21 protein-coding genes, 5 tRNA genes and 1 riboswitch are annotated in these 26,708 nt (G+C 40.9%); of the genes, 13 read left to right on the top strand and 13 right to left on the bottom strand.

Translation table 11 applies throughout. The features are described from left to right. Window positions 1-56 precede the first annotated feature (56 nt). From rlmA to focA, 4 genes are all read right to left on the bottom strand, one after another. Entirely contained in the window at window positions 57-890 is an 834-nt protein-coding gene (rlmA, locus tag FR932_RS11645) for a 23S rRNA (guanine(745)-N(1))-methyltransferase (protein ID WP_019628807.1), read from the bottom strand. Window positions 891-992: 102 nt separating this feature from the next. Continuing rightward, on the bottom strand, window positions 993-1,769 hold the full coding sequence (pflA, locus tag FR932_RS11640) for a pyruvate formate lyase 1-activating protein (RefSeq protein ID WP_019442898.1): 777 nt from the start codon (window positions 1,767-1,769) through the stop codon (window positions 993-995). A 141-nt stretch (window positions 1,770-1,910) separates the two neighbouring features. Then, window positions 1,911-4,190 carry a formate C-acetyltransferase gene (gene pflB, locus FR932_RS11635; RefSeq protein WP_019442897.1) on the bottom strand — a complete coding sequence of 760 codons (2,280 nt, stop codon included), beginning with the start codon at window positions 4,188-4,190 and terminating at the stop codon, window positions 1,911-1,913. 72 nt (window positions 4,191-4,262) lie between these two features. Then, window positions 4,263-5,114 (bottom strand): formate transporter FocA, encoded by an 852-nt coding sequence (gene focA, locus FR932_RS11630; protein ID WP_019442896.1) that lies wholly within the window; start codon window positions 5,112-5,114, stop codon window positions 4,263-4,265. 491 nt (window positions 5,115-5,605) lie between these two features. On the opposite strand from focA, the gene FR932_RS11625 reads away from it, so the two are divergent. From FR932_RS11625 to FR932_RS11610, 4 genes are all read left to right on the top strand, one after another. Further along, a complete protein-coding gene (locus tag FR932_RS11625; protein ID WP_019442895.1) occupies window positions 5,606-6,376 on the top strand; it encodes an ABC transporter ATP-binding protein in 771 nt (256 codons plus the stop codon). A 103-nt stretch (window positions 6,377-6,479) separates the two neighbouring features. Beyond that, window positions 6,480-7,241 carry a transporter substrate-binding domain-containing protein gene (locus tag FR932_RS11620; protein ID WP_019442894.1) on the top strand — a complete coding sequence of 254 codons (762 nt, stop codon included), beginning with the start codon at window positions 6,480-6,482 and terminating at the stop codon, window positions 7,239-7,241. A 132-nt stretch (window positions 7,242-7,373) separates the two neighbouring features. Then, on the top strand, window positions 7,374-8,138 hold the full coding sequence (locus FR932_RS11615) for an ABC transporter permease (protein ID WP_019442893.1): 765 nt from the start codon (window positions 7,374-7,376) through the stop codon (window positions 8,136-8,138). A gap of 1 nt (window position 8,139) precedes the next feature. Next, window positions 8,140-8,850: an ABC transporter permease gene (locus FR932_RS11610; protein ID WP_019442892.1), complete on the top strand. Its 711-nt coding sequence runs from the start codon at window positions 8,140-8,142 to the stop codon at window positions 8,848-8,850. 68 nt (window positions 8,851-8,918) lie between these two features. On the opposite strand, the gene FR932_RS11605 is transcribed toward FR932_RS11610, so the two are convergent. The 3 genes from FR932_RS11605 to FR932_RS11595 all read right to left on the bottom strand — a co-directional run bounded on the left by FR932_RS11605 (window position 8,919) and on the right by FR932_RS11595 (window position 13,252). Next, window positions 8,919-10,460: an MltF family protein gene (locus FR932_RS11605; RefSeq protein ID WP_019442891.1), complete on the bottom strand. Its 1,542-nt coding sequence runs from the start codon at window positions 10,458-10,460 to the stop codon at window positions 8,919-8,921. A 138-nt stretch (window positions 10,461-10,598) separates the two neighbouring features. Continuing rightward, window positions 10,599-11,423, bottom strand: coding sequence for an exodeoxyribonuclease III (gene xthA / locus FR932_RS11600; protein WP_019442890.1), 825 nt, complete (start codon window positions 11,421-11,423; stop codon window positions 10,599-10,601). Between the two features lie 179 nt (window positions 11,424-11,602). After that, on the bottom strand, window positions 11,603-13,252 hold the full coding sequence (locus FR932_RS11595) for a response regulator (RefSeq protein WP_019442889.1): 1,650 nt from the start codon (window positions 13,250-13,252) through the stop codon (window positions 11,603-11,605). Between the two features lie 297 nt (window positions 13,253-13,549). Here FR932_RS11595 and FR932_RS11590 point away from each other — a divergent pair, with 297 nt between their 5' ends. Next, window positions 13,550-14,044, top strand: coding sequence for a type II secretion system protein (locus FR932_RS11590; protein ID WP_019442888.1), 495 nt, complete (start codon window positions 13,550-13,552; stop codon window positions 14,042-14,044). 220 nt (window positions 14,045-14,264) lie between these two features. Here the strand turns inward: FR932_RS11590 and FR932_RS11585 are convergent. From FR932_RS11585 to FR932_RS11565, 5 genes are all read right to left on the bottom strand, one after another. Continuing rightward, a tRNA-Tyr gene (locus FR932_RS11585) sits at window positions 14,265-14,349 on the bottom strand. Window positions 14,350-14,470: 121 nt separating this feature from the next. Next, a tRNA-Tyr gene (locus tag FR932_RS11580) sits at window positions 14,471-14,555 on the bottom strand. Between the two features lie 120 nt (window positions 14,556-14,675). Beyond that, window positions 14,676-14,760 (bottom strand) — tRNA-Tyr (locus FR932_RS11575). 108 nt (window positions 14,761-14,868) lie between these two features. Beyond that, window positions 14,869-14,953 (bottom strand) — tRNA-Tyr (locus FR932_RS11570). Window positions 14,954-15,068: 115 nt separating this feature from the next. Further along, window positions 15,069-15,153 (bottom strand) — tRNA-Tyr (locus FR932_RS11565). Window positions 15,154-15,312: 159 nt separating this feature from the next. Here FR932_RS11565 and FR932_RS11560 point away from each other — a divergent pair. The 8 genes from FR932_RS11560 to guaD all read left to right on the top strand — a co-directional run bounded on the left by FR932_RS11560 (window position 15,313) and on the right by guaD (window position 25,329). Continuing rightward, entirely contained in the window at window positions 15,313-15,843 is a 531-nt protein-coding gene (locus FR932_RS11560; protein WP_342354030.1) for a VC2046/SO_2500 family protein, read from the top strand. A gap of 103 nt (window positions 15,844-15,946) precedes the next feature. Next, window positions 15,947-16,013: riboswitch (Fluoride riboswitch) on the top strand. A 123-nt stretch (window positions 16,014-16,136) separates the two neighbouring features. After that, window positions 16,137-16,829 carry an iron-sulfur cluster assembly scaffold protein gene (locus FR932_RS11555; RefSeq protein ID WP_019441994.1) on the top strand — a complete coding sequence of 231 codons (693 nt, stop codon included), beginning with the start codon at window positions 16,137-16,139 and terminating at the stop codon, window positions 16,827-16,829. Window positions 16,830-16,844: 15 nt separating this feature from the next. Further along, window positions 16,845-17,879, top strand: a complete 1,035-nt coding sequence (locus FR932_RS11550; RefSeq protein ID WP_019441995.1) for a GGGtGRT protein — start codon at window positions 16,845-16,847, stop codon at window positions 17,877-17,879. A gap of 261 nt (window positions 17,880-18,140) precedes the next feature. Continuing rightward, complete coding sequence (locus FR932_RS11545) at window positions 18,141-18,866, top strand: GntR family transcriptional regulator (RefSeq protein ID WP_019628806.1); 726 nt, start codon at window positions 18,141-18,143, stop codon at window positions 18,864-18,866. 317 nt (window positions 18,867-19,183) lie between these two features. Beyond that, window positions 19,184-20,629, top strand: coding sequence for a xanthine dehydrogenase small subunit (gene xdhA / locus FR932_RS11540; protein WP_081588324.1), 1,446 nt, complete (start codon window positions 19,184-19,186; stop codon window positions 20,627-20,629). Beyond that, window positions 20,622-23,036, top strand: coding sequence for a xanthine dehydrogenase molybdopterin binding subunit (gene xdhB / locus FR932_RS11535; RefSeq protein ID WP_019441998.1), 2,415 nt, complete (start codon window positions 20,622-20,624; stop codon window positions 23,034-23,036). The genes xdhA and xdhB overlap by 8 nt, the downstream gene beginning before the upstream one ends. Window positions 23,037-23,090: 54 nt before the next feature. Then, window positions 23,091-23,930, top strand: coding sequence for a xanthine dehydrogenase accessory protein XdhC (gene xdhC / locus FR932_RS11530; RefSeq protein WP_240532421.1), 840 nt, complete (start codon window positions 23,091-23,093; stop codon window positions 23,928-23,930). 91 nt (window positions 23,931-24,021) lie between these two features. Then, on the top strand, window positions 24,022-25,329 hold the full coding sequence (guaD, locus tag FR932_RS11525; protein WP_019442000.1) for a guanine deaminase: 1,308 nt from the start codon (window positions 24,022-24,024) through the stop codon (window positions 25,327-25,329). A 126-nt stretch (window positions 25,330-25,455) separates the two neighbouring features. On the opposite strand, the gene FR932_RS11520 is transcribed toward guaD, so the two are convergent. Beyond that, window positions 25,456-26,640, bottom strand: coding sequence for a glycosyltransferase family 4 protein (locus FR932_RS11520; protein ID WP_019442001.1), 1,185 nt, complete (start codon window positions 26,638-26,640; stop codon window positions 25,456-25,458). Window positions 26,641-26,708 lie beyond the last annotated feature (68 nt).

The following is a 26,708-nucleotide window of genomic DNA, read 5'->3' as shown; positions in this document are numbered from 1 at the left end:
AATATCGGTATTTTTTTATCTGTAAAACGAGGTGTTCATTCAATGAAATAGAACCGTTATGCCGTACGTTTATACAAGGTAATGTGAAAGTCTAACGTAAGGGTTAGGTCTGCGGCATAGAGTACTGCTTTTTGTTCATCGTTCATTTTCCACGCAAGCGGCGTCATTTCTAATAAGTTCTTGCTGTCTTTAGCTTGCGTCAGAGTGATCACATCTGTTAAACGTTGTTGTTCAACGAGGGTAAATCCTGCAATCTCTTCAATTGTCATATCGTGCTTTTCTGGCGTTTGATAAATCTTCTGTTTTAATTCAAACAAATGCTCGGCAGCAGGGGTTACTGTGATTAAGTAACCGTCAATTTTGATAATGCGCGCTAGTTCGGCATCTTGTGATGGTGCATAAATACGTGTGACTAAATCTTGGCTGGCATCAGCAAAGGGGGTCGCGTATGCACTTGCCACACAAAAGTTGATGCTTTTATAGCGTTTTGCAGCATAACGGATCGCTGATTTAGAAATATCTAAGCCGGCAATTTGTGGCTCTGTATTTGATATGACTTGCGCTAAGCGATGGGTGTAATAGCCTTCGCCACAGCCTAGGTCGAGGACATTCGGTGCGCTGACAGCGGTTAGAGCTTGCTGAGCAATGCTATTGACCTTGTCTGACAGTGATTGATAGAAGCCTTGGTCAAGAAATTCTCGACGCGCTTGCATCATTTCTTTGTTATCACCTGGATTTTTCGATTTTTTGTTTTGTACCGGCAGTAAGTTTACGTAACCTTCTTTTGCGAGATCAAATTGATGGCGTTGCTCGCAAGCGAGACTTTTATCGTGCAAGGATAGCGGACCCGCGCAGATAGGGCAAAGGTAGGTAGGGCAAAGGTTGTTCATGTGATCTCATTATTCTGATGGCGATTAGCAAAAAGGCTAAAACAAAAAACCGATCATAGCATAGAGCTAGGATCGGTTTGAAATAGAATTCTGTTTGGACGATTAATAAATTACATTATCTTTATATTCTAATAAGATAGCTTGAATGCGGTCCATGGTGCCTTTGCTTGGTGGCGGCACACCGTCGAGTGGGTAATCAAAGCCCATTGTTTTCCATTTATGCAAGCCTAATTCGTGATAAGGCAGTAATTCTACTTTTTCAATATTATTCATGTGCTGAATAAATTTGCCTAATGCATGTGCGGAAGCATCATCATCGGTAAAACCTGGGACGACAACATAGCGGATCCATGTTTTTTGATCGCGCTTGGCTAAGTACTCGGCAAATTCAAGGGTGCGTTTATTACTGACGCCAGCGAGCTCTTGATGGATCTTGTCGTTCATTTGTTTTATATCGAGCATGACTAAATCACTGACATCGAGCACTTCATCAATCACATCGCTGTATTTACGAATATAGCCGTTGGTATCTAAACAAGTGTTAACCCCTTCAGCTTGCGCAGCGGTGAAAAAATCACGGACAAATTCAGGTTGGAGCATTGCTTCACCGCCTGATGCGGTGACACCACCACCGGTAGCGAGCATAAATGCCTTGTATGAAACCAGTTCACGCATTAATTCATCAACGGTGATTTCTTTACCTGAATGTAAATCCCATGAGTCACGATTGTGACAATAGAGGCAACGCATTAAGCAGCCTTGCATGAAAACGATGTAACGAATACCAGGTCCATCTACGGAGCCAAAAGATTCGGTAGAATGAATGCGTCCGACTGTGCTACACAACTCGGTAGAATCAATAGGCTTAATAAGCGACATAATATCTCCAAACGATAGGGCTATATGACTATTATAAATGTAAAAGCGATTATAAATACAAAAGCCTTACATGTGTAAGGCTTTTCTTTATTGGTAGGATTAAAACAACTTAAGTCGTTTTATCCTACGATTCCGACACTCTTAGAATGATTGTTGGAATGTACGTGTAATTACGTCTTGCTGTTGCTCAGGTGTTAGCGAGTTGAAACGTACCGCGTAACCAGACACTCGAATGGTCAGTTGTGGGTATTTTTCAGGGTGCTTAACAGCGTCAAGTAACATTGAACGATCCATCACATTTACGTTTAAGTGCTGACCACCTTCAATTACACTGCTGTGCTTGAAGTAACCATCCATTAAACCAGCAAGGTTAGTTCGACGAATATCGTCAGTTTTACCTAGTGCGTTTGGTACGATAGAGAAAGTATAAGAGATACCATCTTTTGCGTATTCAAACGGTAGTTTTGCAACTGATGTTAGGGCTGCGATAGCGCCTTTCTCATCACGACCATGCATTGGGTTTGCGCCCGGTGCGAATGGTGCGCCTGCTTGACGGCCATCTGGTGTAGTACCGGTTTTCTTACCGTATACAACGTTTGATGTAATGGTTAGTACAGACTGTGTTGGTTTCGCATCACGGTACATTTTGTGACTAGCAACTTTCTTCATGAAGGTTTCAACAAGGCTACAAGCGATATCATCTACACGTGTATCGTTGTTACCAAATTTAGGGTAATCGCCTTCGATTTCAAAATCAGTAGCAATACCATTCTCATCACGAATTGGTTTAACTTTCGCGTACTTGATTGCAGAAAGTGAATCAGCTGTAACAGATAGACCCGCGATACCACATGCCATTGTACGTTCTACGTCACGGTCATGTAATGCCATTAGTGATGCTTCATACGAGTATTTGTCGTGTGAATAGTGAATAGAGTTAAGTGCAGTAACATATGTTGTTGCTAACCAATCCATCATTTTGTCTAAACGTGCAGCTACGTCTTCGTAATCAAGAACATCATCTGTGATCTTGTCTACAACTGGACCAATTTGTACTTTTAGTTTTTCATCTACGCCGCCATTGATTGTATATAGCAATGCTTTAGCAAGGTTACTACGAGCGCCGAAGAACTGCATTTGTTTACCAACAATCATTGGTGATACACAACAAGCAATTGCATAGTCATCATTGTCGAAATCGGTACGCATTAAATCATCATTTTCGTACTGGATTGATGAAGTATCAATTGATACTTTCGCACAATAGCGTTTGAAGTTTAATGGTAAGTTTTCAGCCCACAATACAGTGATGTTTGGCTCTGGTGAAGGACCCATAGTGTACTGTGTGTGTAGTACACGGAATGATGATTTAGTGACTAATGAACGACCGTCTGTACCCATACCTGCGATAGTTTCTGTAGCCCAGATTGGGTCACCAGAGAATAACTCATCGTATTCAGGAGTACGTAAGAAACGTACCATACGTAGCTTCATTACTAGGTGGTCAATCATTTCTTGAGCGTCAGTTTCAGTAATGATGCCTGCTTGTAAATCACGTTCGATGTAAACATCTAGGAACGTAGTTACACGGCCAAAGCTCATTGCTGCGCCATTTTGTGATTTAACAGCAGCTAGGTAGCCGAAGTAAGTCCACTGGATTGCTTCTTTTGCGTTTGTCGCTGGGCCAGAAATGTCGAAACCGTAAGTTGCTGCCATCGTTTTGATGTCGTTTAGCGCACGATACTGTTCTGAAATTTCTTCACGTAAACGCATTGTTGCTTCTAGATCTTCACCTGAGTAGAACTTTGCTTCTAATGATTTTTGTTGTGCAAATTTGTCTTTCATTAGGAAGTCGATGCCGTATACAGCAACGCGACGGTAATCACCAATGATACGGCCACGACCATATGCATCAGGTAAACCTGTTAAGATACCTGACTTACGGCATTTCATGATGTCGCTTGTATAAACGTCAAATACACCTTGGTTGTGTGTTTTACGGTATTCAGAGAAGATTTTCTTCGTTGTTGCGTCTAGTTCTTTACCATAAGCTTTACAAGAACCTTCAACCATACGGATACCGCCATTAGCGATAATCGCACGCTTTAATGGTTTCTCAGTTTGTAGACCAACAATTGTTTCTAAACCTTGATCGATGTAACCAGCGGCATGAGAAGTAATTGTTGATGGTACTGCAGTATCAAAATCAAGTGGCGCATGTGTGCTGTTCTCGATTTTGATACCTTCCATGACATTCTTCCAAAGCGTATCTGTTGCTTTAGTTGCATCAGCTAGGAAAGATTCATCACCAGTAAACTCAGTGTAGTTCTTCTGGATGAAGTCACGTAAGTTAACTTCGTTTGTCCATTCACCAGTAGTGAAACCTTTCCAAGCTTGATCAAATATTGTTTGTTCAGTCATAAGTACACCTAATCTATTAATATTCTAAAAAATGTAATTTCAAAGTTTGTTATCCGTTGTTAACAACAGATATTAAGATTCTTTTTTACAGTAGATAGCCCAGTAAGTGAGGCCAACTAATACGCCACCACCAATAATGTTACCAATGGTGACCGGTATAAGGTTATTAAATACAAAGTGAGATAATGTTAAATCGGTAAAATCTGCTGGGTTAGCGCCAGTTGCTAGCCAAAACTCTGGGCCAGAAAAGTTCGCAATAACATACCCGAGTGGGATCATAAACATGTTAGCAATACTGTGTTCGTAACCTGATGCAACGAACATGCTGACAGGTAATGCCACGGCAATAAACTTGTCAGTAATGGAGCGCGCTGCGAAACTCATCCATACACCAAGACAAACAAGTAGGTTGGCAAGGATGCCGAGTGTAACAGCTTGAATAAAGGTGTGATGTAATTTGTGTTGAGCAATCTTCATGGCATTGATACCCCAAGCACCGTCAGCAACGAGGTGCTGTTTGGCTAAAAACATGAGCAAGACAAAGAAGATACAACCAACAAAATTTCCAGCGTAAACAACGGCCCAATTCTTTGCTAATTGCAGGGTGGTGATCTTGTTGTTAGCGCGGGCAATAATAGTCAGGATTGAACTGGTAAAAAGTTCACCGCCGCAAACAACGACAAGTAATAGGCCAAGACTAAAAGCAAATCCACCTAGGAATTTTTTTAAACCGTAAGCAACATCGGTTGTGCCTGTGGTTACTGTAGTATAGAAGGCAAATGCGATGGAGATAAATACACCAGCTGTGATAGCAAGCATGAAGGCTTGTTTAGGTGCTTTAGTTGCTTTTGCTACACCGACAGATTCTGCTTTAATTAGCAGTTCAGCTGGTAGAATGGCATCAAATGGGCTTACTGTTTTCATTGTTTAGTCTCAATAAATAACCTACGCACATTATTACCTAACTAGTGGTATTTATAAAGTGATCTAGATCAAATATAGGTTGTTTTGTGTTTTTTTATTACGAAAATAATCAATCTTAAACTTATTACCCCTTACTGGGTGTAACTTAATTACAGTATTGATGCGATCTTGTAAACTTTATTTTAAATATAAAACAAAAGTTTAATAAACTATGTAAGTAAATTTAAAGCCTCATAAATACCAATATAGGGGTGCTAGCTGGTGTTATCTATTGTCAACGTTAAATCCTGTGTTTTTATTCTACCTGGAATATAAGACCTTATCTTGTCTTTAGCATGGAGTTAATGACTAAATTCAAGTCGTTTTATGTTATCTGAATTGCTAATTTGTTATGTTAACTGTTGTTTTTATGTTGCAGTCTTTAATGATAGTTTGAATTTAAGCATTGCACATGTCTTATATTGTTATAAAGCGTATTTAGGATGAATAGAATGAGTAGCAGTCCCACATTAGACATCAAGAATTTACATAAATCATTTGGTGACAATGAAGTCTTAAAAGGTATCGACCTGACTGCGAATAAGGGCGATGTGATCTCAATTATCGGTTCTTCGGGATCGGGTAAAAGTACATTCCTACGCTGTATTAATTTGTTAGAAATGCCAACGTCGGGTGATATCTCGGTTAATGGCGAATTAATCGAGATGATGACGGATCGTGACGGTAACCCTAATATAGCGAATAAAAAGCAAGTTCAGCGTATTCGCTCGCGTTTAGCAATGGTGTTTCAGGGCTTCAATTTATGGTCGCACATGACGGTCATTGAAAATGTGATTGAAGCACCAATTCATGTTTTAGGGCTCTCGCGCAGTGATGCATTGGCGAGTGCAGAACAATATCTCAAGAAAGTTGATTTGTGGGAAAGAAAGGACTATTACCCAAGTCAGCTATCTGGTGGGCAAAAACAACGTGTTGCGATCGCCCGTGCACTAGCGGTTGAACCGGAAGTATTGTTATTTGATGAACCGACTTCAGCGTTAGATCCTGAACTCGTCGGTGAAGTATTACGTGTAATGCAAAGTCTGGCTGAAGAAGGTCGTACTATGTTAGTGGTTACCCATGAAATGGCATTTGCACGGGATGTATCAACTAAGGTTATCTTTTTACACGAAGGCCAGATTGAAGAGCAGGGCGATCCAAAAGCATTATTCGATAATCCGAAATCAGAGCGTGTTAAGCAGTTCTTGGCACCGAAATATTAAGAGCTAGCACCTAAGTATTAAGAGCTGGCACCGAAATATTAAAAACCAAAACAACACAACACGGGTCATTGATTGACCCAATTATAATAATAGGGAAATATGTATGAAAAAATTAGCGACTTTATTTGCAACAAGCTTATTACTTTCTTCAGCTGTGGTAGCGAAAGAATGGACTGATGTGCGTTTAGGTGTTGATGCACCTTACAAGCCGTTTGAATACAAAACGCCTGATGGTGAGCTAACCGGTTTCGAGATCGATTTAGGTAATGAAGTGTGTAAGCGCGCTAATTGGAATTGTACTTGGGTTGTACAATCTTGGGACGGTATTATTCCAGGTTTATTATCACGTAAATACGATGCTATCTTCTCGTCAATGTCGATTACTGATGCACGTAGAAAACAAGTGCTGTTCTCTGAACCTTACTACAATACGCCGAGCGGTTGGTTTGCAGCGGCAGACTTTAAACTGGATGTGACAGATAAAGCGGCCTTTAAAGAATTACGTATTGGCGTGCAGCGCGGCACAGTACAAGATACACATGTCACTGCGGAGTATGCTAAAAATAACACTATCAAACGTTACAATACCAGCGGTGATTTATTACTGGATCTTGAAGGCGGTCGTTTAGACATGGTATTACTGGATTTCCCAGTTGGTGATACCACGTTATTGATCCCTGAAAAGAAAGGTGCTTTTACTGCTGTAGGCGATACATTCCAATTAGGCGAAGGCATGGGTGTTGCGCTGCGTAAACGTGATAAGTCACTTGCTGCAACGTTTAATAAAGTATTAGCTGAAATCAAAACCGATGGCACATACGAAACGATCCAAGCTAAATACTTCAGCTACAGCATTAAAATGTAGTTTCTTTATCGCCGCGCAGTTGCGTGTGACGATAATAAAAATGGGTGGACTCTTTGTGACATTCAGTTATTAGCCAAGGTTATTAACTGGGCTATTAGCGAAGGGTTACGCCCACTGCTTTCTGGGAATATTATGTTAGATCTTCAAGGTTATGGCCCAAGTATTTTTAATGGCGCTATATTAACCGTTAAACTTGCCATTTTTTCATTAATTATCGCTGTGTTACTCGGGTTAATAACCGCTGTAGCACGCTATTCTGGCGGTAAAATTTCTTCTGCGCTTGCACTTACTTACACGAGTTTGGTTCGTGGTGTACCTGATCTCGTGCTTATGATGCTGATTTATTTTGGCTTACAAGTGGGCTTAAACAATTTTTCAGAATGGTTGTATGAATTACATGAAACTTACGCCATCAATGCATTTTATGTTGAGCATGGTTGGTTAACCTTGTCGGCGTTTTATGAAGATGGCTTGTATTTTAATATCGATGAGTTCACAGCAGGTGTGCTGACTATTGGTTTCATTTTTGGTGCTTACATGGGTGAGACGTTCCGTGGGGCATTGTTATCTGTTGATAAAGGCCAATTAGAGGCTGCGACAGCGTATGGCATGTCTGATTGGCAAGTATTTCGTCGGGTGATGTTCCCACAAATGATGCGTTTTGCCTTGCCGGGCATTGGTAATAACTGGTTAGTGCTTGTTAAAACAACGGCACTGGTCTCTGTGATTGGTTTGTCGGATATGGTTAAGCTAGCGAAAGAAGCGGCGATGACAACCTATGAACCGTTTTTATTCTTTATTCCTGTGGCGTTTGTGTATTTAGCCATTACCACGGTGAGTGAGATTGTGCTGAAATATTTAGAACGTCACTTTAGCAAAGGTGTAGAGGGTCATTAATATGTTAGATCAACTGATTGCTTTGCTTGAGCAAAATGAAATGTTTACCCCGAATACCTTAAGTGAGTATTGGGATGGTACGGTCTTAACGGTACAACTGACGTTCCTGTCGGTGGTGATTGGTTTTTTTTTAGCGGTGCCATTAGCTATCATGCGCACCAGTCAGTATGTGTGGCTGTCGCGTAGTATTTGGTTATTCACTTATGTGTTCCGTGGTACGCCATTATTGATCCAGTTGTATATGATTTATTATGGTGTGACCATGATTGATGGTATCCAAGACAGCTCAATTTGGTTCTTACTTGAAGATGCATTTTATCCTTGTCTGTTAGCGTTTGTGTTAAATACGGCGGCGTACAGTACCGAGATCATACGTGGCTCATTGGTGACAACGGATAAAGGTGAAATTGAAGCCGCGCAAGCGTATGGGATGAATTATTGGCAGATCTTGCGTCGTATCATCTTACCGTCGGCATTTCGCCGTGCATTACCTGCGTACAGTAATGAAGTTATCTTTATGCTGCATGCCACGTCTATCGCCAGTGTCGTGACCTTGGTTGATATTACCGGTGCGGGTTATAATGTGTATTCCCGCTTTTATGCACCGTTTGAAGCATTTATCTTTGCTGGCGGTATTTACTTGTGTCTCTGTTTTGGTATTTTTGCGGTATTCAAACGCTTAGAAAAACGGGCGTTTAGACACTTAGCTTAACGGTGAGTGTAGGTTATAAAATAGCAGGCCGTTGTGGGCTCCATAACGGCTTTTTTGGCTCTGAAGTATTAGCGCGTGTTTGCAACTTGCTGCTGTGCTAATTGCGTTTCGTTAATTTGATAACGGGATGCGAGTAAATAGGTGATGTAAAATTTATAAATGTTGTTTACATAATCCACCGTTTCTCTGCCAATCACTTCTGCTGCAACTTTCTCGACATGATTAAACCAAATGTTAGGGTTTAAGCCTTGTTTTATTGCCCGCTTTCTTAATCTAATTAACTTTGTTGGACCGGCGTTATAAGCGGCAAAACTAAGTAATAATGAATCTAGTTCAGTAATATTGTCATGGTTAAAATAGCGCTGATGCATAAAATGTAAATACTTCACTCCGGCATGGATATTACTGTCTACCTTGTTGATATTTTTAATATTGACATAAGGCTCGTTAGCCGTTGAAGGTAATACCTGCATGACACCAACAGCACCACGATGGCTAATGGCTTTTTGATTCAGGCGTGATTCTTGATAAGCTTGCGCCAGAATCAGTTGCCAGTCAAATTTGTACTGTTTAGCGTATTTTTTAATGATTTTTTCGGTTTCCAAATAGCGATTTTCAAATTGTTGATGAATGACTTTTTTTAACCAAGGGTGTCTCATCAAGTAGCGGCGGTGCAAGATGTTGCCGATCTTGGTGCCCTTTTTATGTTTAGCGATAAATTGATTTAAGCTATTGGTTAATTGTGGGGTGTTATTCCGCACTGCCCATGTACTCGGAATGTGGCTGCCGACGGCTAATTCAGTATGTATTTTTATATTTTTATATAACCGTTTCCATAAACGTAAACTGTGATTCGAGATCATCGTCATGAATATCTGTTTATTATTGACCATGGCTAATATTTCGAAATCCTCCAGTTCATCACTGACAATATGGATGTTAATAGGTGGCTTGTTGTGGAGGAATAACTGCTTGTTGATATGCTTTAATTGCTGGTGATAAATACTATTTCGGCGTATCCATATTTCTTTACCTGAGAGCTGTTTTATATCTTTGTACGCCGTTGTCGATTTATGGCTGACGACTAATAACTGATTGTCTGTATAAATAGGCTCGGTATGAGTCACTTGATTTTGCTGGCGTAGTGGGGTCATTAATGGACCGATGGCGATATCGCCATAACCTTGTTCAAGCAAGTTGATTATCTGGCTGCTTGGTACGGGAATGAACAAGATATTTAGTTTTAGTTTAGTGTCTTTGAAGTGTCTTTTATTTAAGCGTTTTTCGTATTCCCGCATCATGTCATAGGCAAGCCCACGTGGGCGGCTTTGATAAATAAAATAATAAGCAGGGTGGTTCACCACGAGTACTTTGATGGTACGTTTTGCTAATAGCTGGGGAAGGTCTTCAAAGCTCGGTTGACTATGAATATCAAGCTGCTGCTGGGCTATTGTGTAAGGTAATGTTGGTGCCGGGAAGTGAGATATCACATCAGGAACATGAGATTTTATATTAGCGGAATACTGGGCATTAGCGGGAGATATGTTCACTAAAACACTGAGAATTAAACTGTTGGCTGTTGCACGTATCTTGGTCCACTGCATCGTCATTATTGCATCTGATATCTGAATGTCTGGGTAATATTAAGGTTAGACACATATTTCTAAAATGCGTTTTTGATATGTTAAATAGCCTAGGGACTTGCTCCTAGGCTATTGTCTTACATTGATAAATGTTGATCAATATTGTTAACTAAAAGTCGTCCAGATTGGAGCGTGGTCAGATGGTTTTTCGATGCCGCGCAGTTCGTAGTCGACATCACTTTCAACCACTTTCGCATTCAAGGTTGCAGTCGCTAAGATCACGTCAATACGCAGACCTCGGTTGTCAGGGAAGCCTTTTGAGCGGTAATCGAACCAGCTGTAGCGGTCGCTTACTTCTGGCTTAATAGTGCGAAATGTATCGTGTAGACCAAACCCTTGCAGTTTTGCTAACCATTCACGTTCTTCTGGCTGGAAGCTACATTTACCGGTTTTTAACCAACGTTTGGCATTGGGTTCACCGATGCCAATATCTTTATCTGCAGGGGAAATGTTGATATCACCCATGACAATCACATCGTCTTCTGCTGTGTGATTGTCATTAAGGTAGATATTCAAATCTTGATAGAATTTACGCTTGTATGGGTATTTCGTTTCGTGGCTGATGTTCTCGCCTTGTGGGAAATAACCGTTTAATACTGTGATTGGTTTGCCTGATGTTTGGTCAAACGTCACCATGATCATACGTTTTTGCGCTTCTTCATCATCGGTTGGGAAACCGTATTGCACTTTAATCGCTTCTACGTCAGCAACGGTGCTTTTTTTCACCATCATAGCAACACCGTAATGCGCTTTCTGACCGTGAAAAAAGACGTGATAACCCATGTCTTCAACGGCTGCTACAGGGAACATCTCGTTGTGCACTTTGATCTCTTGTAGGCCAATTACGTCAGGCGAATGCTTGTCTACAATCGCTTGTAATTGATGTAATCGAGCGCGAAGGCCGTTTATGTTGAATGAGATTATTTTCATTGGTTTTTTAACCCTATATGATCTACAAAATTATCTAAAAGCTTTTTATGCCTATAGCATCTATTATTCATGCATAAGTTGCGAGGCAAATCTTTATTTTTTATGTTTTATTATTTGAGCGGGAATGAACTACTGTTTAATATTCCTTTATCTTAGCAGTCGGCTCTGTGAGTAAGGGCTTAGCTATTTGCTCTTTTCTTTGCTTGCATCCGTTGGATGTTAAACTCTTTTCTTAGTTCCGCTTTACGTTCGCTTTGTTGCTCTGATAATGGAAAGTCCTCAAGAGCAATAAATGTCTCTGAAATATTCTTGGTTATTTCAGGCCATGGGCGGTCAACTTTAACGAGTAGGGCGAGACATACTTGCACTTTATTAAGCGCAGCGCCTGTATTGAGAGGGGCAATAGACAATGCTGTTTCAAAGTGCTCTAGTGCCACTTCCAACTTCCCGTCTGAGAACGCTTCAATACCCAATTTGTTGTGGTGCTGAAATTGGATTTCTTTACTGTCTTCTTCACCACTGATGTTAGCAAGCAATTTTTCACTGTGGGTACTGGTATGTCTGATATAAGGCTTTAACCTTTCAGCAAACTCAAATTCTTCTAATTCAATAAGTAAATTAGCGAGTTGTGGTCCTAACCATTCAGGTGTGATCTGAGGTTCGGTTAAATATGTTTCATTACTTTTTAATAAGGTATTTTTCGCTTTTACTTGATTACCTTTTACATTGTGAATCGATGCTAAGCTGTAACCTTCCAGCGCCAATAATTCTTCTTCTTCTACATAAGGGTGCTGTTGAGAAGAACGATGAAACAAACCACTAATCTCTTGTAATAATCGACCTTGTTTAAACTGGTCACCTTCGTTTTTAGCCAGGAGAATAATGGATTGAACGTAATTAATTAAGTGCTGTGGATCTTGGTGGATCGTGTTTTTAGTTTGCATTAAAATGGCGAAAAAAGCCTCTTTGGCTACCGCATTCATGTGGGTATCAAGGGCTAATTCAGCAAGTAATTTTTGGCGGTCTAATGACAAATGCGAATGTTTTATTGCACGCTGCACGATTTCTAGTGCTTTTTCTGTATCGCCACCTTCTTTAAAGCATTGCGCTAACCAATCGTAACCATCTAATATCATAGGGTTATGTTTTACTATGTCAGACAGTAATGGGATCGCTTGTTGGTATTTTTTCTCTAGGCAATATACTCGACCTAGCAATAGCTGTGCTTGAGTGTGCGGGTGATCTTCAATGAAGTCTTCTAATATAATACGAGCTTCGTCATACCTTGCTTTTTCAATGAGTAGGTCGGCTTTAAACAAGCGACAGTAATTTCGATAACGCGATGAATAGATGATCGCGTTGTCACATTCTTCCATTACTTGGTCAAAATCATCATTCTTAATGGCTTGGTAGATCGGTAGCAGGGTTTCTTTTTTATTGAATGCTTTTTGAATACGTAAATTAAGCTCATTTTGAGAAAAAGGTTTCATCAAATAATCATCTGGTGTCATTTGAATTGCGCTTAATACAATGGCTTTGGAGTTATCACCGGTAACCAAAAAAAAGACGGTATGGATAGGCAGTAAATTATCCATTTTGAGTGCTTCAAATAATTGGCGGCCGTTAATACCTGAACCCAAGTTGTAATCAACAAGCAATAAGTCAAAGCTATCGTGGCGACATAGTTTTAATGCGTCTTCTGCACTGCCGACGTGCGTCACGTCTTTGGCACCAAAATTAATTAACATGGTTTTGAGCATGATCTGAAAAGCACGTTGGTCATCAACAATGAGTACGCGTTTATTTCGATAGTCAAAATTCTTATTCATGTTTATTAAATACTCAAGCTTAATAGATAAGTTTAGGTGCTAGAAATTAGCGTTAACCACAATAGCAGGTATGCATAATACTGTCTTGAGAGGTGCCTGATTTTGTTACGCTAAGCAGTAAACTGCGTATTTTTTGTGCGACAAAAATAACGCGAGTTGATTCGGTGTTACCTATCAATAACCATACTTTAAATGTGTATAAAATACTTTATGGGATTGAGTAGTTAGCTTATAATGCGATTGTTAAAGATTGTAGTGATATTACAAGCTAGTTTGTGAATTAAAATAAAGGATAATATGGGGTTTAGAGCGAAAGGTTTTACTCTCATTGAGATGACAATTGTTATTGTCATCCTTGCGATTATATCGGCAATTGCAGTACCGAAATTTGTTAACTTATCCGGAGATGCTAAAAAAGCTAAGATTGCCAGTGTTGCAGCAGACTTACGGACCGCGATTAATTTGATTTATTATAAGTCGTTAATTTTGGGATTGGAAAATGAATGCCATAAAGCTATAGGTAAAGAAGTCATCGTTGATGGTTTTTTAACGTGTAAGGGCTATCCAATAGGATACATTAATTCGATTAAAAAACTGTTAAATTTGGGTAGTGATGATGGATTTATTTTTAGTAATATTTTTGATGATAAAAATCAGCGGATTTTAACTATTTCATTAAATGACAGTTACGCTAAAAAGGAGCCTGCAAACATTGCCACTGCTGATTATTGCCAGTTAATTTACCAACCACACGAAATAACGAAAGTCGTGCTATTAACTCACGGTTGTTAATAGTGAATCTCTATTTTTAGTTTATGATAATGTTGCTGAACAAGTGGCATTTTTTGCGCGTAGATTTATGCAATATATATTAATGCTGTAAACAGATGTTTTGATATTAGAAGTATTGATAACGAATTTGTAGATGTCTAAATTTTAAAGATAAAAATTGAAGTGTAACTAGAAATGGAAGGTAGGAATAAATGGAGAGTTAATTATTATGAATAGAGAGTGGTGGAGGGAGAAGGATTCGAACCTTCGAAGGCTGAGCCGTCAGATTTACAGTCTGATCCCTTTGGCCACTCGGGAACCCCTCCACATATTTCTCTATTTTTTCATCTACTCGATGGCAGATGTTGTATTCACTTCGATAATATCTTTAATCAATACATTGGCCACAATGCTTGAATTATTCAAGTTATCAACAAAGTTGAATGATGGTGGAGGGAGAAGGATTCGAACCTTCGAAGGCTGAGCCGTCAGATTTACAGTCTGATCCCTTTGGCCACTCGGGAACCCCTCCACGTAATGCTTTATGCATCTACTCGTCATGGCAGATGTTGTATCACTTCATTTATTGCTTAAATCCTTACATTGGCCACAACATATGATTTTATTTAAAGCAATCAATAAAGCTAAATGATGGTGGAGGGAGAAGGATTCGAACCTTCGAAGGCTGAGCCGTCAGATTTACAGTCTGATCCCTTTGGCCACTCGGGAACCCCTCCACGAATACTGTTTTCATCTAACGATATAGATGTTGTCTTTCAATATGTCGCTATTAACTCAATTAATAGTGCATTAGCCAATAATGCGAGCGACATAGTATTAATAATTGGTGGAGGGAGAAGGATTCGAACCTTCGAAGGCTGAGCCGTCAGATTTACAGTCTGATCCCTTTGGCCACTCGGGAACCCCTCCACGAATACTTTTTTCATCTAACGATATAGATGTTGTCTTTCATTATGTCGCTATCGATTAACTAATAAATAGTGCATTAGCCAATAATGCAGTAATAGCAACATAATACAAATTGTGGTGGAGGGAGAAGGATTCGAACCTTCGAAGGCTGAGCCGTCAGATTTACAGTCTGATCCCTTTGGCCACTCGGGAACCCCTCCACAAGTACGAAACGGATAGTATCAGAAAATGTCTGTTTGTGAACAAAAAAATCGAATAAATAGCTAAATATTTGGAAAATTAAGCCGATAACTTACTAGTTGATAATTTAGCGGCAAAATTTGGTTGTTCTGCGCGCAATTCTGTACAAGAGGTAACTTATTTACGTTCAATCGATACGACAACACGCTTTAATTGATGAGCTGCAACTTGGTCAGCAATTAAATAAGTGTGCTTTAAATGGTGATAGAGCAAAATTTGCTTTGCTATTAAGTATGTTGTCATCTGACATTTCTGATCAGAAACAAATCGAGATTAAACAACCTGTCGTTGATACGTCAGCGTACGATGCTGCCCGAATGGTGCGTTTGAACGAATATGCCGCGACGAACAATATGGCAGCGATGCGTTTAGAAATCTGCTTTTCGCCAGAAATCGGCGTAGCGGTCGGCGATACTAAATATGTACCTGAGTCTGTAGTACAAAATTCCTCATACCTATTACAACAAAAATTAGCGCATGCGACGTTAATTAAACCGACGATGAGTGATCTTGCACAAGCTGGATCACCATCCGACCCCCTTCAAGATCAACTGTTTCCTGCTAACATCGCTTCAAGCACGGCTAATTTATTAGATGTGCTAAACAGTTATGATGCTAACAAACCATTGAAAATTAGAGAATGCAGTTAATATCTATCATTCTTTCAATATCGATACTTATATAAGACAGATTTAATATAAAAAACGGGTCTAAAGCATCGCTTGCCAAAAATGGTGTTTAAGCTCTAAAATAACGGCGTAAGGTGATGGGGTGCCACCTACTTAACCGCCAATCTCTGGCTGATGACTCCTATTAAATTTGAGAACAAGTGAATCTGTAAAATAACATCTAAGTCATAGATCTGCGTTATGCATACTATTAACTGAATTGTTATTTAATCTGTGATGATGCCTTGTTTTCCTAAATCTAATAGGATAATTGTATGCACTACTCTTCTGAAATCCAATCTATGTGCCCGATCCAACGCGGCGATCTTCACGCATCAGCGCCAATTCCAATCGAAGGTCGAATGATCAATCCTAAAGCAGTGATTGCGATCTCTGGTTTAAGTCATGGTGTCGGTACATGTGCGCCACAACAAGGTGCAGCCAAACTCACGCTAAATGTTAAAGCAGGTATTATTGAAGAAGCCTTAATTGAAACGATAGGCTGCTCTGGTATGACCCAATCAGCGGCTATGGCGGCTGAAATCATGACTGGTAAAACAATACTTGAAGCCATGAATACCGATTTGGTCTGCGATGCCATTAATGTTGCGATGCGTGAAATATTCCTCCAATTTGCTTATGGTCGTACGCAATCTGCTTTCTCTGAAGGTGGGTTAGAAATTGGCGCGGCTTTAGAAGACCTTGGACAAACTCAACGTAGTCAAGTTGGTACGAGTTATGGCACGAGTGCAAAAGGCGTTCGGTATCTGGAAATTGCCGAAGGTTATGTCACTAAATTAGGATTAGATGATCATAATGAAGTGATTGGTTATGAATACGTCAACCTCGGAAAAATGATGAAAGCGGTTAACCAGGGTTTACAAGCTGATGAAGCGATGAAATCTGCTACAGGGCAGTATGGTCGCTTTGACGATGCAGTTAAAACCATTAATCCACGTGAAGCTTAACCTGAGGGCACTATTATGACCGACCATATTATGACTAATCAAACTATGACTGACGACATTGTGATAAACCGCATCACTACAAATCAAATTACCGCACTACTAAGCGAAATGAACTTATCGTCGATTGATGACGCTTATCAATACTGCCTAGCTAAAGGCGTCGACTCTAAAGCGTTAGTGATGGAAACCCAGCCTATTGCATTCGATAGTGCTGCTGAAGCATATACCATCGGCACTGCGTTGGCGTTATACCGCGCCGCGAGTTCTGCTGAGGAGGCCGCCAATATTATAGGTGAAGGACTACAAGCATTTACGAAAGAGGGCAGTGTCGCTAAACAACGTCAAGTTGGACTGGGTCACGGCGCACTTGCAGCGCGATTATTGAATGAGAAGAGCCAATGTTTTGCATTCCTTGCTGGCCATGAGTCTTTCGCCGCGGCAGAAGGTGCTATCAAAATTGCGCTGAATGTGAATAAATCACGCCAATCACCGTTGAAAGTGATCCTGAATGGCTTAGGTAAAGATGCCGCTTATCTTATCTCGCGTATCAATGGCTTCACGTATGTTAGAACACAATTTGATTATGATACAAATGAGTTAAAAGAAGTGAGCCGTCGTGCATTTTCAACGGGACCTCGCGGTGACATTCTTTGTTATGGCGCAGATGATGTGCGTGAAGGTGTCGCGATCATGCACACTGCGGGTGTTGATGTGAGTATTACGGGTAATTCGACAAATCCAACGCGATTCCAACACCCTGTTGCCGGCATTTATAAATCAGAATGTATTCGCACGGGTCATCCTTATTTCTCAGTCGCATCTGGTGGTGGTACAGGCCGTACTTTACATCCGGATAATGTTGCGGCAGGTCCGGCATCGTATGGCATGACAGATACCATGGGACGCATGCATGCTGATGCACAATTTGCGGGCAGCTCATCAGTCCCATCTCATGTTGCGATGATGGGATTTATTGGCATGGGGAATAACCCGATGGTGGGGGCGACTGTTGCACTCGCGGTGACGGTTGATCAGATACTGAATCGATAACGTTAACTGCTAGCAAGTAACATAAAACCGATGACGCTAAATCATCGGTTTTTTTATATCCGGTTTTAACCTGTCGTGTGTTTACTTAGATACATTAAGTCTGTTTAAACATTGTTTTGAATTTTTTTGAGATGGTATACAAGATAAGGCTAGATTGTTACACAGCGTTAACATATTATGACATTATATCAATAAATGTCAGGTTATAACGGTACTTACTTATATCGAGATAACCAAGTTGGATTAACAATGGTGAAAATAATGTCTGATCTCAGTAGTTCTGTTGAAGCAGAAGGCAAGTCAGGCTCGATGCCTCAAGACGATAAAGTTTATGCGCATATCTTTGATGCTATTCTTGAACGTCGTCTGCCGCCTGGCACTAAGTTAAATGAAGAAGCCTTGGGTGATATTTTTAGTGTTAGCCGGACGATCATACGTCGTGCACTGTTACGTTTATCGCATGAACAAGTTGTGGTCATCCGCCCTAATCGTGGCGCAGTGGTGGCATCGCCTTCTGTTGAAGAAGCAAAGCAAGTGTTTATTGCCCGCCATACCTTGGAAGATGCGATAACTAAGCTGGCCGTTATCAATGCAACGAGTAAGCAGATCAATCATTTACGTAAGTTAATCGTCGCTGAAAATGTCGCTACCAAACAAGGTGATTTGGGTAAAGCTATTCGCTTATCGGGTGAATTTCATTTAAAACTGGCAGAAATGTCGGGTAACGCGCCATTATTTAACTTCCAACGTAGCTTGGTATCACTGAGTTCGTTAATCATTGCTCAGTATGAAGTGGCGACGAGTACCCATTGTGTATTGGATGAACACAGTGGTTTACTTGATGCAATTGAAGCGAAAGACACGGAGCAAGCCTGTTTACTCATGCGTGAGCATTTAGAACACATTGAATCTAAATTAAATTTAGATGGTGAAACGGTTTCAAGTGACCTGCATGTTGTGTTTTCTAACGTATTAAGTAAAAAATAAGTAAGCTCTTACTCCTCGAATTGTATACAAAAAATGCCAAGTTCAGCGTAACTTGGCATTGTTATTTCTGCCTCTCTTTTCTATTTTCTTAGCTAATCTTCACTATAATTGTCTATATAAGCGCTAAATTATTTGATTAAATTGTGTCTCAATTGTTATTTTTATGTAACAATAAGTTGACTCTTGAGTCAGGTTTGGGGTTTTAGAGCACAATTAATGTCTTAAACTTATGATTAAATGAATAATTTAAAATAGCGCTAATAACAAAAATAATAGCAATCAATGTCAATGTTACGGAACAACGCAGGAGGTACGACTTGATTAAGTTTCTACTTAACCAAAAGATGTGTCAGGTATCTGACCTTTCACCCAATACCACGGTACTGAATTTCTTACGCCAAGAAGAAGCGAAGAAAGGTACTAAAGAAGGTTGTGCATCAGGAGACTGCGGTGCTTGTACCGTTGTACTTGGTGACGTTGTCGATGGACGGATCCGCTATACATCCGTTAATGCGTGTATTACGTTTGTATCCGCATTACATGGTAAGCAGCTGATCACGGTCGAAGACCTTAAAGCAAAAGACGGTACCTTACATCAAGTGCAACAAGCGCTGGTTGATTACAACGGTACCCAATGTGGTTATTGTACCCCCGGCTTTGTTATGTCGATGTTTGCATTAAGCAAAAACACGCCTTCAGCCGATAAAGAGGCCATTTTTGAAGCGCTAGCGGGTAACTTATGCCGTTGTACGGGTTATCGCTCCATTATTGATTCTGCGATGTCTTTGGCAGAGCAGCCGCACGTTGTTGATGCTTTTGAACGTTTAGAAGCTGAAACGGTTGCGAAACTTAACACCATTGAATGTAGTGGTACACAAACGCTATCAGGTAATGGTCAAACGGCTTATTCACCGGATAATGTAGCGGATTTAGCCACGTTATTGGTAAAACATCCAGATGCACGTATTGTGGCGGGTGGCACCGATTTAGCTCTCGAAATAACCCAGTTCCACCGTCCTATCAATACCCTTATTTCGGTTGGTAATGTCGCTGAAATGAAAGACATCACAGTGACTGACAGCCATATCGAGATTGGTGCAGCAAGAAGTTTAACGGATAGCTACAGCACATTAGCGCAATACTTCCCTGATTTTGGTGAGCTCTTACACCGCTTTGCGTCACTGCAAGTTCGTAATCAAGGGACGATCGGTGGCAATATCGGTAACGCGTCGCCAATTGGTGATACACCGCCAGCTTTAATTGCCCTTGACGCTCAAGTTGAACTGCGTTGTGGTAACGACGTGCGTTTAATGGATCTAGACGATTATTTTGTTGGCTATAAACTTACGGCACAAAAAGCGGCTGAATTTATTACCAAAATTATTATTCCATTACCGACTGATGCGCAAATATTCCGAACGTATAAATTGTCTAAACGTCTTGATGATGATATCTCTGCGGTACTTGGTGCGTTTAATATTACCTTAAAAGATAATATTGTTACTGACATTCGTATTGCGTTTGGTGGCATGGCTGCGACGCCAATGCGCGCGCAACATGCAGAGCAAGTATTACTTGGCGCAGCGTGGGAATACCAAAATGTAGCGGCTGCTATGCAAGCACTCGCGAAAGACTTCTCGCCACTCTCTGATTTCCGTGCCAGTAAAGAATACCGGGCATTAACAGCGAAAAACTTACTGAAAAAATGCTATTTAGAATTGCAAAATACAACAATTGAAACGCGGGTAACGTCTTATGTCTAATCACAATAAAGTACAACTATCACAGCAACAATTGTTAGCACAAGCGAATGGTTCAATCAAAACCGGTGTCGGTAAAAATGTGAAACATGATAGTGCTGGTATTCAGGTAACTGGCGAAGCGGTTTATGTCGATGATCGTCTTGAATATCCAAACCAATTACATGTCTATGTACGTATGAGTGATGTGGCACACGCTAATATTACCAAGATCGATTTAACACCTTGTTATGACTTTGAGGGGGTTGAATTAGCTATCCAAGCGAAAGATGTCCCAGGTGAATTAGACATAGGTGCTATTTTACCGGGCGATCCATTATTAGCTGATGGCAAAGTCGAATATCTTGGACAAGCAGTCATTGCGGTTGCGGCAAGTTCGATGGAAATAGCGCGCCAAGCAGCGCAAGCGGCAATCATTGAATATGAAGAGCTGCCAGCTATTTTATGTGTGGAAGAAGCATTAGCTAAACAGAGCTTTGTGACTGAGTCGCACCAACAAAAACGTGGTAACTCGGTAGCGGCATTATCAGCAGCTAAGCATATTCTAGAAGGCAGTATTCATATTGGCGGCCAGGAGCATTTCTATTTGGAAACGCAAGCAGCCTCAGTGATGCCTACCGAAGATGGCGGCATGATTGTTTATGCTTCAACGCAAAACCCAACTGAAGTGCAAAAACTGGTGGCGGAAGTTATCGGTGTACCTATGCATAAAGTCGTTATTGATATGCGTCGAATGGGTGGTGGTTTTGGTGGTAAAGAAACCCAAGCAGCAGGACCAGCCTGTCTCTGTGCGGTATTTGCTAAGCTAACAGGGCGACCAACTAAGATCCGTTTACCACGTGTAGAAGATATGATGATGACAGGTAAGCGACACCCGTTCTTTAACCAATATAAAGTCGGCTTTAATGACGATGGCCAAATTAATGGTATTGAAATTATTGCCGCGAGTAATTGTGGTTATTCACCGGATCTATCGAGTTCTATCACGGATCGGGCCATGTTCCATTCCGACAATGCCTACTATTTAGGTGACGCGACTATTACTGGTCATCGTTGTAAAACCAATACCGCATCAAATACCGCATTCCGTGGTTTTGGTGGCCCACAAGGCATGATGACGATTGAACACATTATGGATGAAATTGCCGGTAAATTAGGTAAAGATCCATTATCTGTACGTAAAGTCAATTTTTATGGCATCGAAGACCGAAACGTTACGCATTATTATCAAAAAGTAGAAGACAATTTTATTCATGAGTTGGTGGCGGATCTTGAAGCGACAAGTGAGTATGCGCAGCGTCGAAAGGCGATTGATGAGTATAATAAAACCAGCCCTATTTTGAAAAAAGGTATTTCGTTAACACCGGTTAAGTTTGGTATTTCATTTACGGCGACGTTCTTGAACCAAGCGGGCGCACTACTGCACGTTTATACAGATGGTAGTATGCAGTTAAGTCACGGTGGCACCGAAATGGGTCAAGGGCTTAACACTAAAGTTGCGCAGATTGTCGCACAGGAATTCCAAGTAGATATTGATAATATTCAAATCACCTCGGCGAATACCAGTAAAGTCCCCAATACTTCGCCAACAGCGGCGTCATCGGGCACTGACTTAAATGGTAAAGCAGCACAGAATGCAGCCCGAACCATTAAGCAACGTTTAATTGATTTCTGTGTCGCACACTTTAGCGTGACTGAAGAAGAAGTGACCTTCCGTAATAATACCGTGACGGTTCGTGAACAGATCATGACGTTTGCAGACCTGATCCAACTGGCTTACTTCAATCAAATCTCGTTATCGAGCACTGGCTTTTATAAAACACCGAAGATCTATTACGATCACGCAACAGCAAAAGGACGCCCATTCTATTACTTTGCGTATGGCGCATCCTGTTCTGAAGTGTTGATTGATACCTTAACAGGTGAGTACAAAACCTTACGTGTGGATATTCTCCATGATGTTGGCGCGTCACTTAATCCTGATATTGATATAGGCCAAATCGAAGGTGGCTTTATCCAAGGGCTAGGTTGGTTGACGACTGAAGAGTTAGTGTGGAATGACAAAGGTAAGTTAGCGACAAATGGTCCTATGGGTTACAAGATCCCCGCAATTGCCGATACGCCAATTGATTTTAGAACCCACTTGGTTGAGAACCGTAGCAACCCTGAGCAAACGGTTTACAACTCTAAAGCGGTCGGTGAACCACCATTTATGCTGAGTATGTCAGTGTGGAGTGCATTACGTGATGCGGCTGCGAGTGTTGCTGATCATCAATATATGCCACATTTAGATACACCAGCAACACCAGAGCGTGTGCTGTGGGCAGTCGAAGAGGCTGAAAGCTATAAGTACAAAGCGGCACTTGCTGCGGAAGTGACTGAATCCAAAAAAGACAGTGTGACTGTGTAGGCCTAAATCGTTAACAACGCGGTTCGTATCGTTGGGCTGTTAGTAAGGAGATTGATGATGTTTGAAGACAATTGGATTGACCCACTTGCGACGCTAAAGCAGCGCGGTGAAGCATGCATCATGGTAACAGTGCTTGAGCATCACGGTTCAACACCGCGAGATTCGGGCACTAAAATGTTAGTAACACAAGATAAGCTATACGCTACCATTGGCGGTGGTCATTTAGAACATCTTGCCACTAAAATGGCACGTGAAATGCTTGATAGTGGTAAAGATTCGCTTGTCGTCGAACGCTTTGATCTCGGCGCACGCTTAGGGCAATGCTGCGGTGGCAGTGCTACCTTGATGTTTGAACCAATTGGCCAGTCACTACAGCATTTAGTGGTATTTGGTGCTGGGCATGTGGCGAAAGCCTTGTTACATGTTGTCGCGACCTTGCCATTCCGAGTCACCTGGATTGATGAACGTGATGAACAATTTCCAGCGCAATTACCGGATAATGTCACCAAATTATTGAGTGATGATCCGGTAGGTGACGTGCGTGATATGCCTGCAGACAGTTATTATCTAGTGATGACGCATAATCATCAGCTGGATTTTGATTTAGCCAAAGCCATTTTAAAGCGCGGTGATGCTAAGTATTTTGGCCTGATTGGTTCGCAGACGAAGAAAAAGCGTTTTCAATATCGACTACGAGCGCGTGATTTCACCGATACCCAAATTAATCAGATGATCTGCCCGATAGGTATTAGTGCGGTGGCAGGTAAACATCCTGCCGAGATAGCTATTTCAGTGGCAGGTGAGCTGATTGCAATTTATCAAGGCCGTGCATTAGAAAACAAACAAAAACCTAATCTAGTGCAAGTAAATAGCGACATAGCTAAGTTAGCCTAGTAATCGACAGTGTATAATTATAGACAGGCTATCTTGAGCGTATTAGGATAGCGCGAGATATGATGCAGTAGCATAATGAAGGAAGTTTTAGATGAGTACAATTCGAACAGCATACCGATCAGCAATATTACATAGCATTGGCGATCCCGATAAAGTCGGTATGGAAAATTCGTATGAATATTTTGCTGATGGCGCAATGATCATTGAAAATGGTATCGTGCAAGGGGTTGGTAACGCAGATGAGATCCTGGCTAATGAAAGCAGCGATATCACTGTAAAAGTATATGAGAATAAGCTCATTACATCGGGTTTTATTGATACCCATGTACATTACCCACAGACGGGTATGATTGCGTCGTACGGTGAGCAATTACTGGATTGGCTAAATAACTATACTTTCCCTGCAGAAGGTAAGTTTGATGATCCTGAGCATGCGACAAAAGTAGCTGAGATCTTCTTAGAAGAATTAATGAGTAACGGTACCACGACAGCGTTAGTATTCGGGACTGTACATAAAGCATCGGTTGATAGCTTCTTTACGCAAGCGGAATTACGTAACTTACGTATTATCTGCGGTAAAGTGATGATGGATCGTAACGCGCCTGATTTCTTAACCGATACCATTGAAAGTTGTTATGAAGACAGTAAAGAGTTGATTGAACGCTGGCACCATAAAGGCCGCTTGCACTATGCGGTAACGCCTCGTTTTGCACCGACAAGTACGCCTGAACAGCTTGATGTTGCGGCGCGTTTGTTAAATGAATACCCTGATCTGTATATGCACACCCATTTATCAGAAAACTTAAAAGAAATTGAATGGGTTAAAGAACTGTTCCCTGAGCGTACTAACTACCTGGATGTATACGATCATCATGGCCTGTTGAGTGAACGCTCGGTATTTGCACACGGTATTCATTTGTGTGATAGCGAATGTCAACGCTTGGCTGATACGGGTTCTGCTGTGGCTTTCTGTCCTACTTCAAACTTATTCTTAGGCTCGGGTTTATTAGACTTACCGCGTTTAGAAAAATTCGGTGTTAATGTTGGCATGGGCACAGATGTGGGCGCGGGTACTTGTTTTTCGTTATTATCAACGATGAATGAAGCATATAAAGTAATGCAGTTGCAAGGACAGGCGCTAAGCCCATTTAAATCACTTTATTTGGCTACGTTAGGTGGTGCAAACGCATTACGTTTAGAAGACAAAATTGGTAACTTAGCCGTAGGTAAAGAAGCGGATTTCGTGGTGTTAGATTTAGCTGCTACGCCGTTACTTAAATTCCGTATGGACAACTCAACGTCATTAGAAGAAACCTTGTTTGCATTGATGTTGATGGGTGATGATCGTGTTGTATGTGAAACATACGTATACGGTGAGAATCGTTATAGCAGTCTGTAACATTTAAGCTAGTGATAGCGCGGTAAACTGACGAGTGTACCGCGTTATTTTTATTTCCTATTTCCTATTCTCTATTTCTTATTCTTTATTTTACCTTTTTACTATTTATGTCTTGCAGCAGCTAATTTAACTAGCACAAGCCTCAATCCAATTTGATAGGCTCTTCGCTTGATTTAAAGCATCAAAGTTATCTTCTATATTTGATCTTGCTAAACGCCTCATATCTTCACGTTTTTCTGGTGAATAATTGATAAATTCAGTAATTGCGAGACTCAGTGATGGGCTATTTTTTTGTTTTACAATCAAGCCTGTTCCTTGTGCGACTATCTCTTTGCAACCCATTAAATCTGTGGTGATCACGGGAATACCGACAGCCATGGCTTCTTTTAATACGAGGGGACCAGTATCAACACAGCCTGAATGTGAGACGCAGAATGGAGCAACGAGACAATCAAAAGTGGCAAGATTACGGCTGACCCAGTCGGGGGATTTAGACCCGTGAAAGCGGACAAACTTCGATAACCCTAATTGATATACTTGCTGTTGTAAGCTTGTGCGCAATTCGCCATCACCAATAATATCGAGAGTAATTAACTTGTGTGTATTTAATTCTGCGAGACTTTGGATCAAGTAATAAACGCCTTTTTGCTCAACTAATCGACCTAAGAATACCAGTTTAATCGGCGTGCCATCTGCGGGTTTGCTGGCAGGTAACACTGGCGGTTTAAATTTATTGGTTTTCACCCCACAATGTAACAACCTTATCTTAGCGTCGTTTATTTTCTTTAAATCATTCTCCATGTCTTTGCATACCGCGACCACAAAATTGCTGTTATTTACCTTTAAATCGACGTCAAATGGTGCTTCATATAGATCATGGCCATGAGCAACAAAAGAGTTACTGATGCCCATCATCTTCGCAGCTGCAATCGCATGTGTGCAGGTATGCTGGGCAAAGTGAGCATGGACATGATTAACGCCTGCTTTTCGCATTTGCAGAGCAAGCTTGAGGCTATATCGGAATAACGATAATTTGGGCATTGAACGTTGTTTGGTGATGAAATGTAATGCTTTTAATATACCGAGAGGGCTAAGAGTGTAGAGTAAATAAAGGGGGGAGTTTTCGCCGATCACATGAACATCATAGTTGAACTTTCCACAGTCCGGATATTTTATAAATGTCATGACACATACATCATGGCCATTAGCACGAACAGAATCAATTTCCGTCCGAATGAATGTTTCACTTAGCACTGGGTATGAAGGCGCTAAAAATGCCACTTTTTTCATTCTACCATCCGCTTTATACATATGTTCGTTCATCCCTGTTTATTTAAACGATAATAATTATCGTACTTACATTCAAAAATTAATTTGTT

The organism is Moritella marina ATCC 15381 (genome assembly GCF_008931805.1).
In the GTDB taxonomy this organism is placed as follows: Bacteria; Pseudomonadota; Gammaproteobacteria; order Enterobacterales; family Moritellaceae; genus Moritella; species Moritella marina.
Note: the sequence above shows the minus strand (reverse complement) of the source record. Positions and strands in the feature narration are given on the sequence as shown.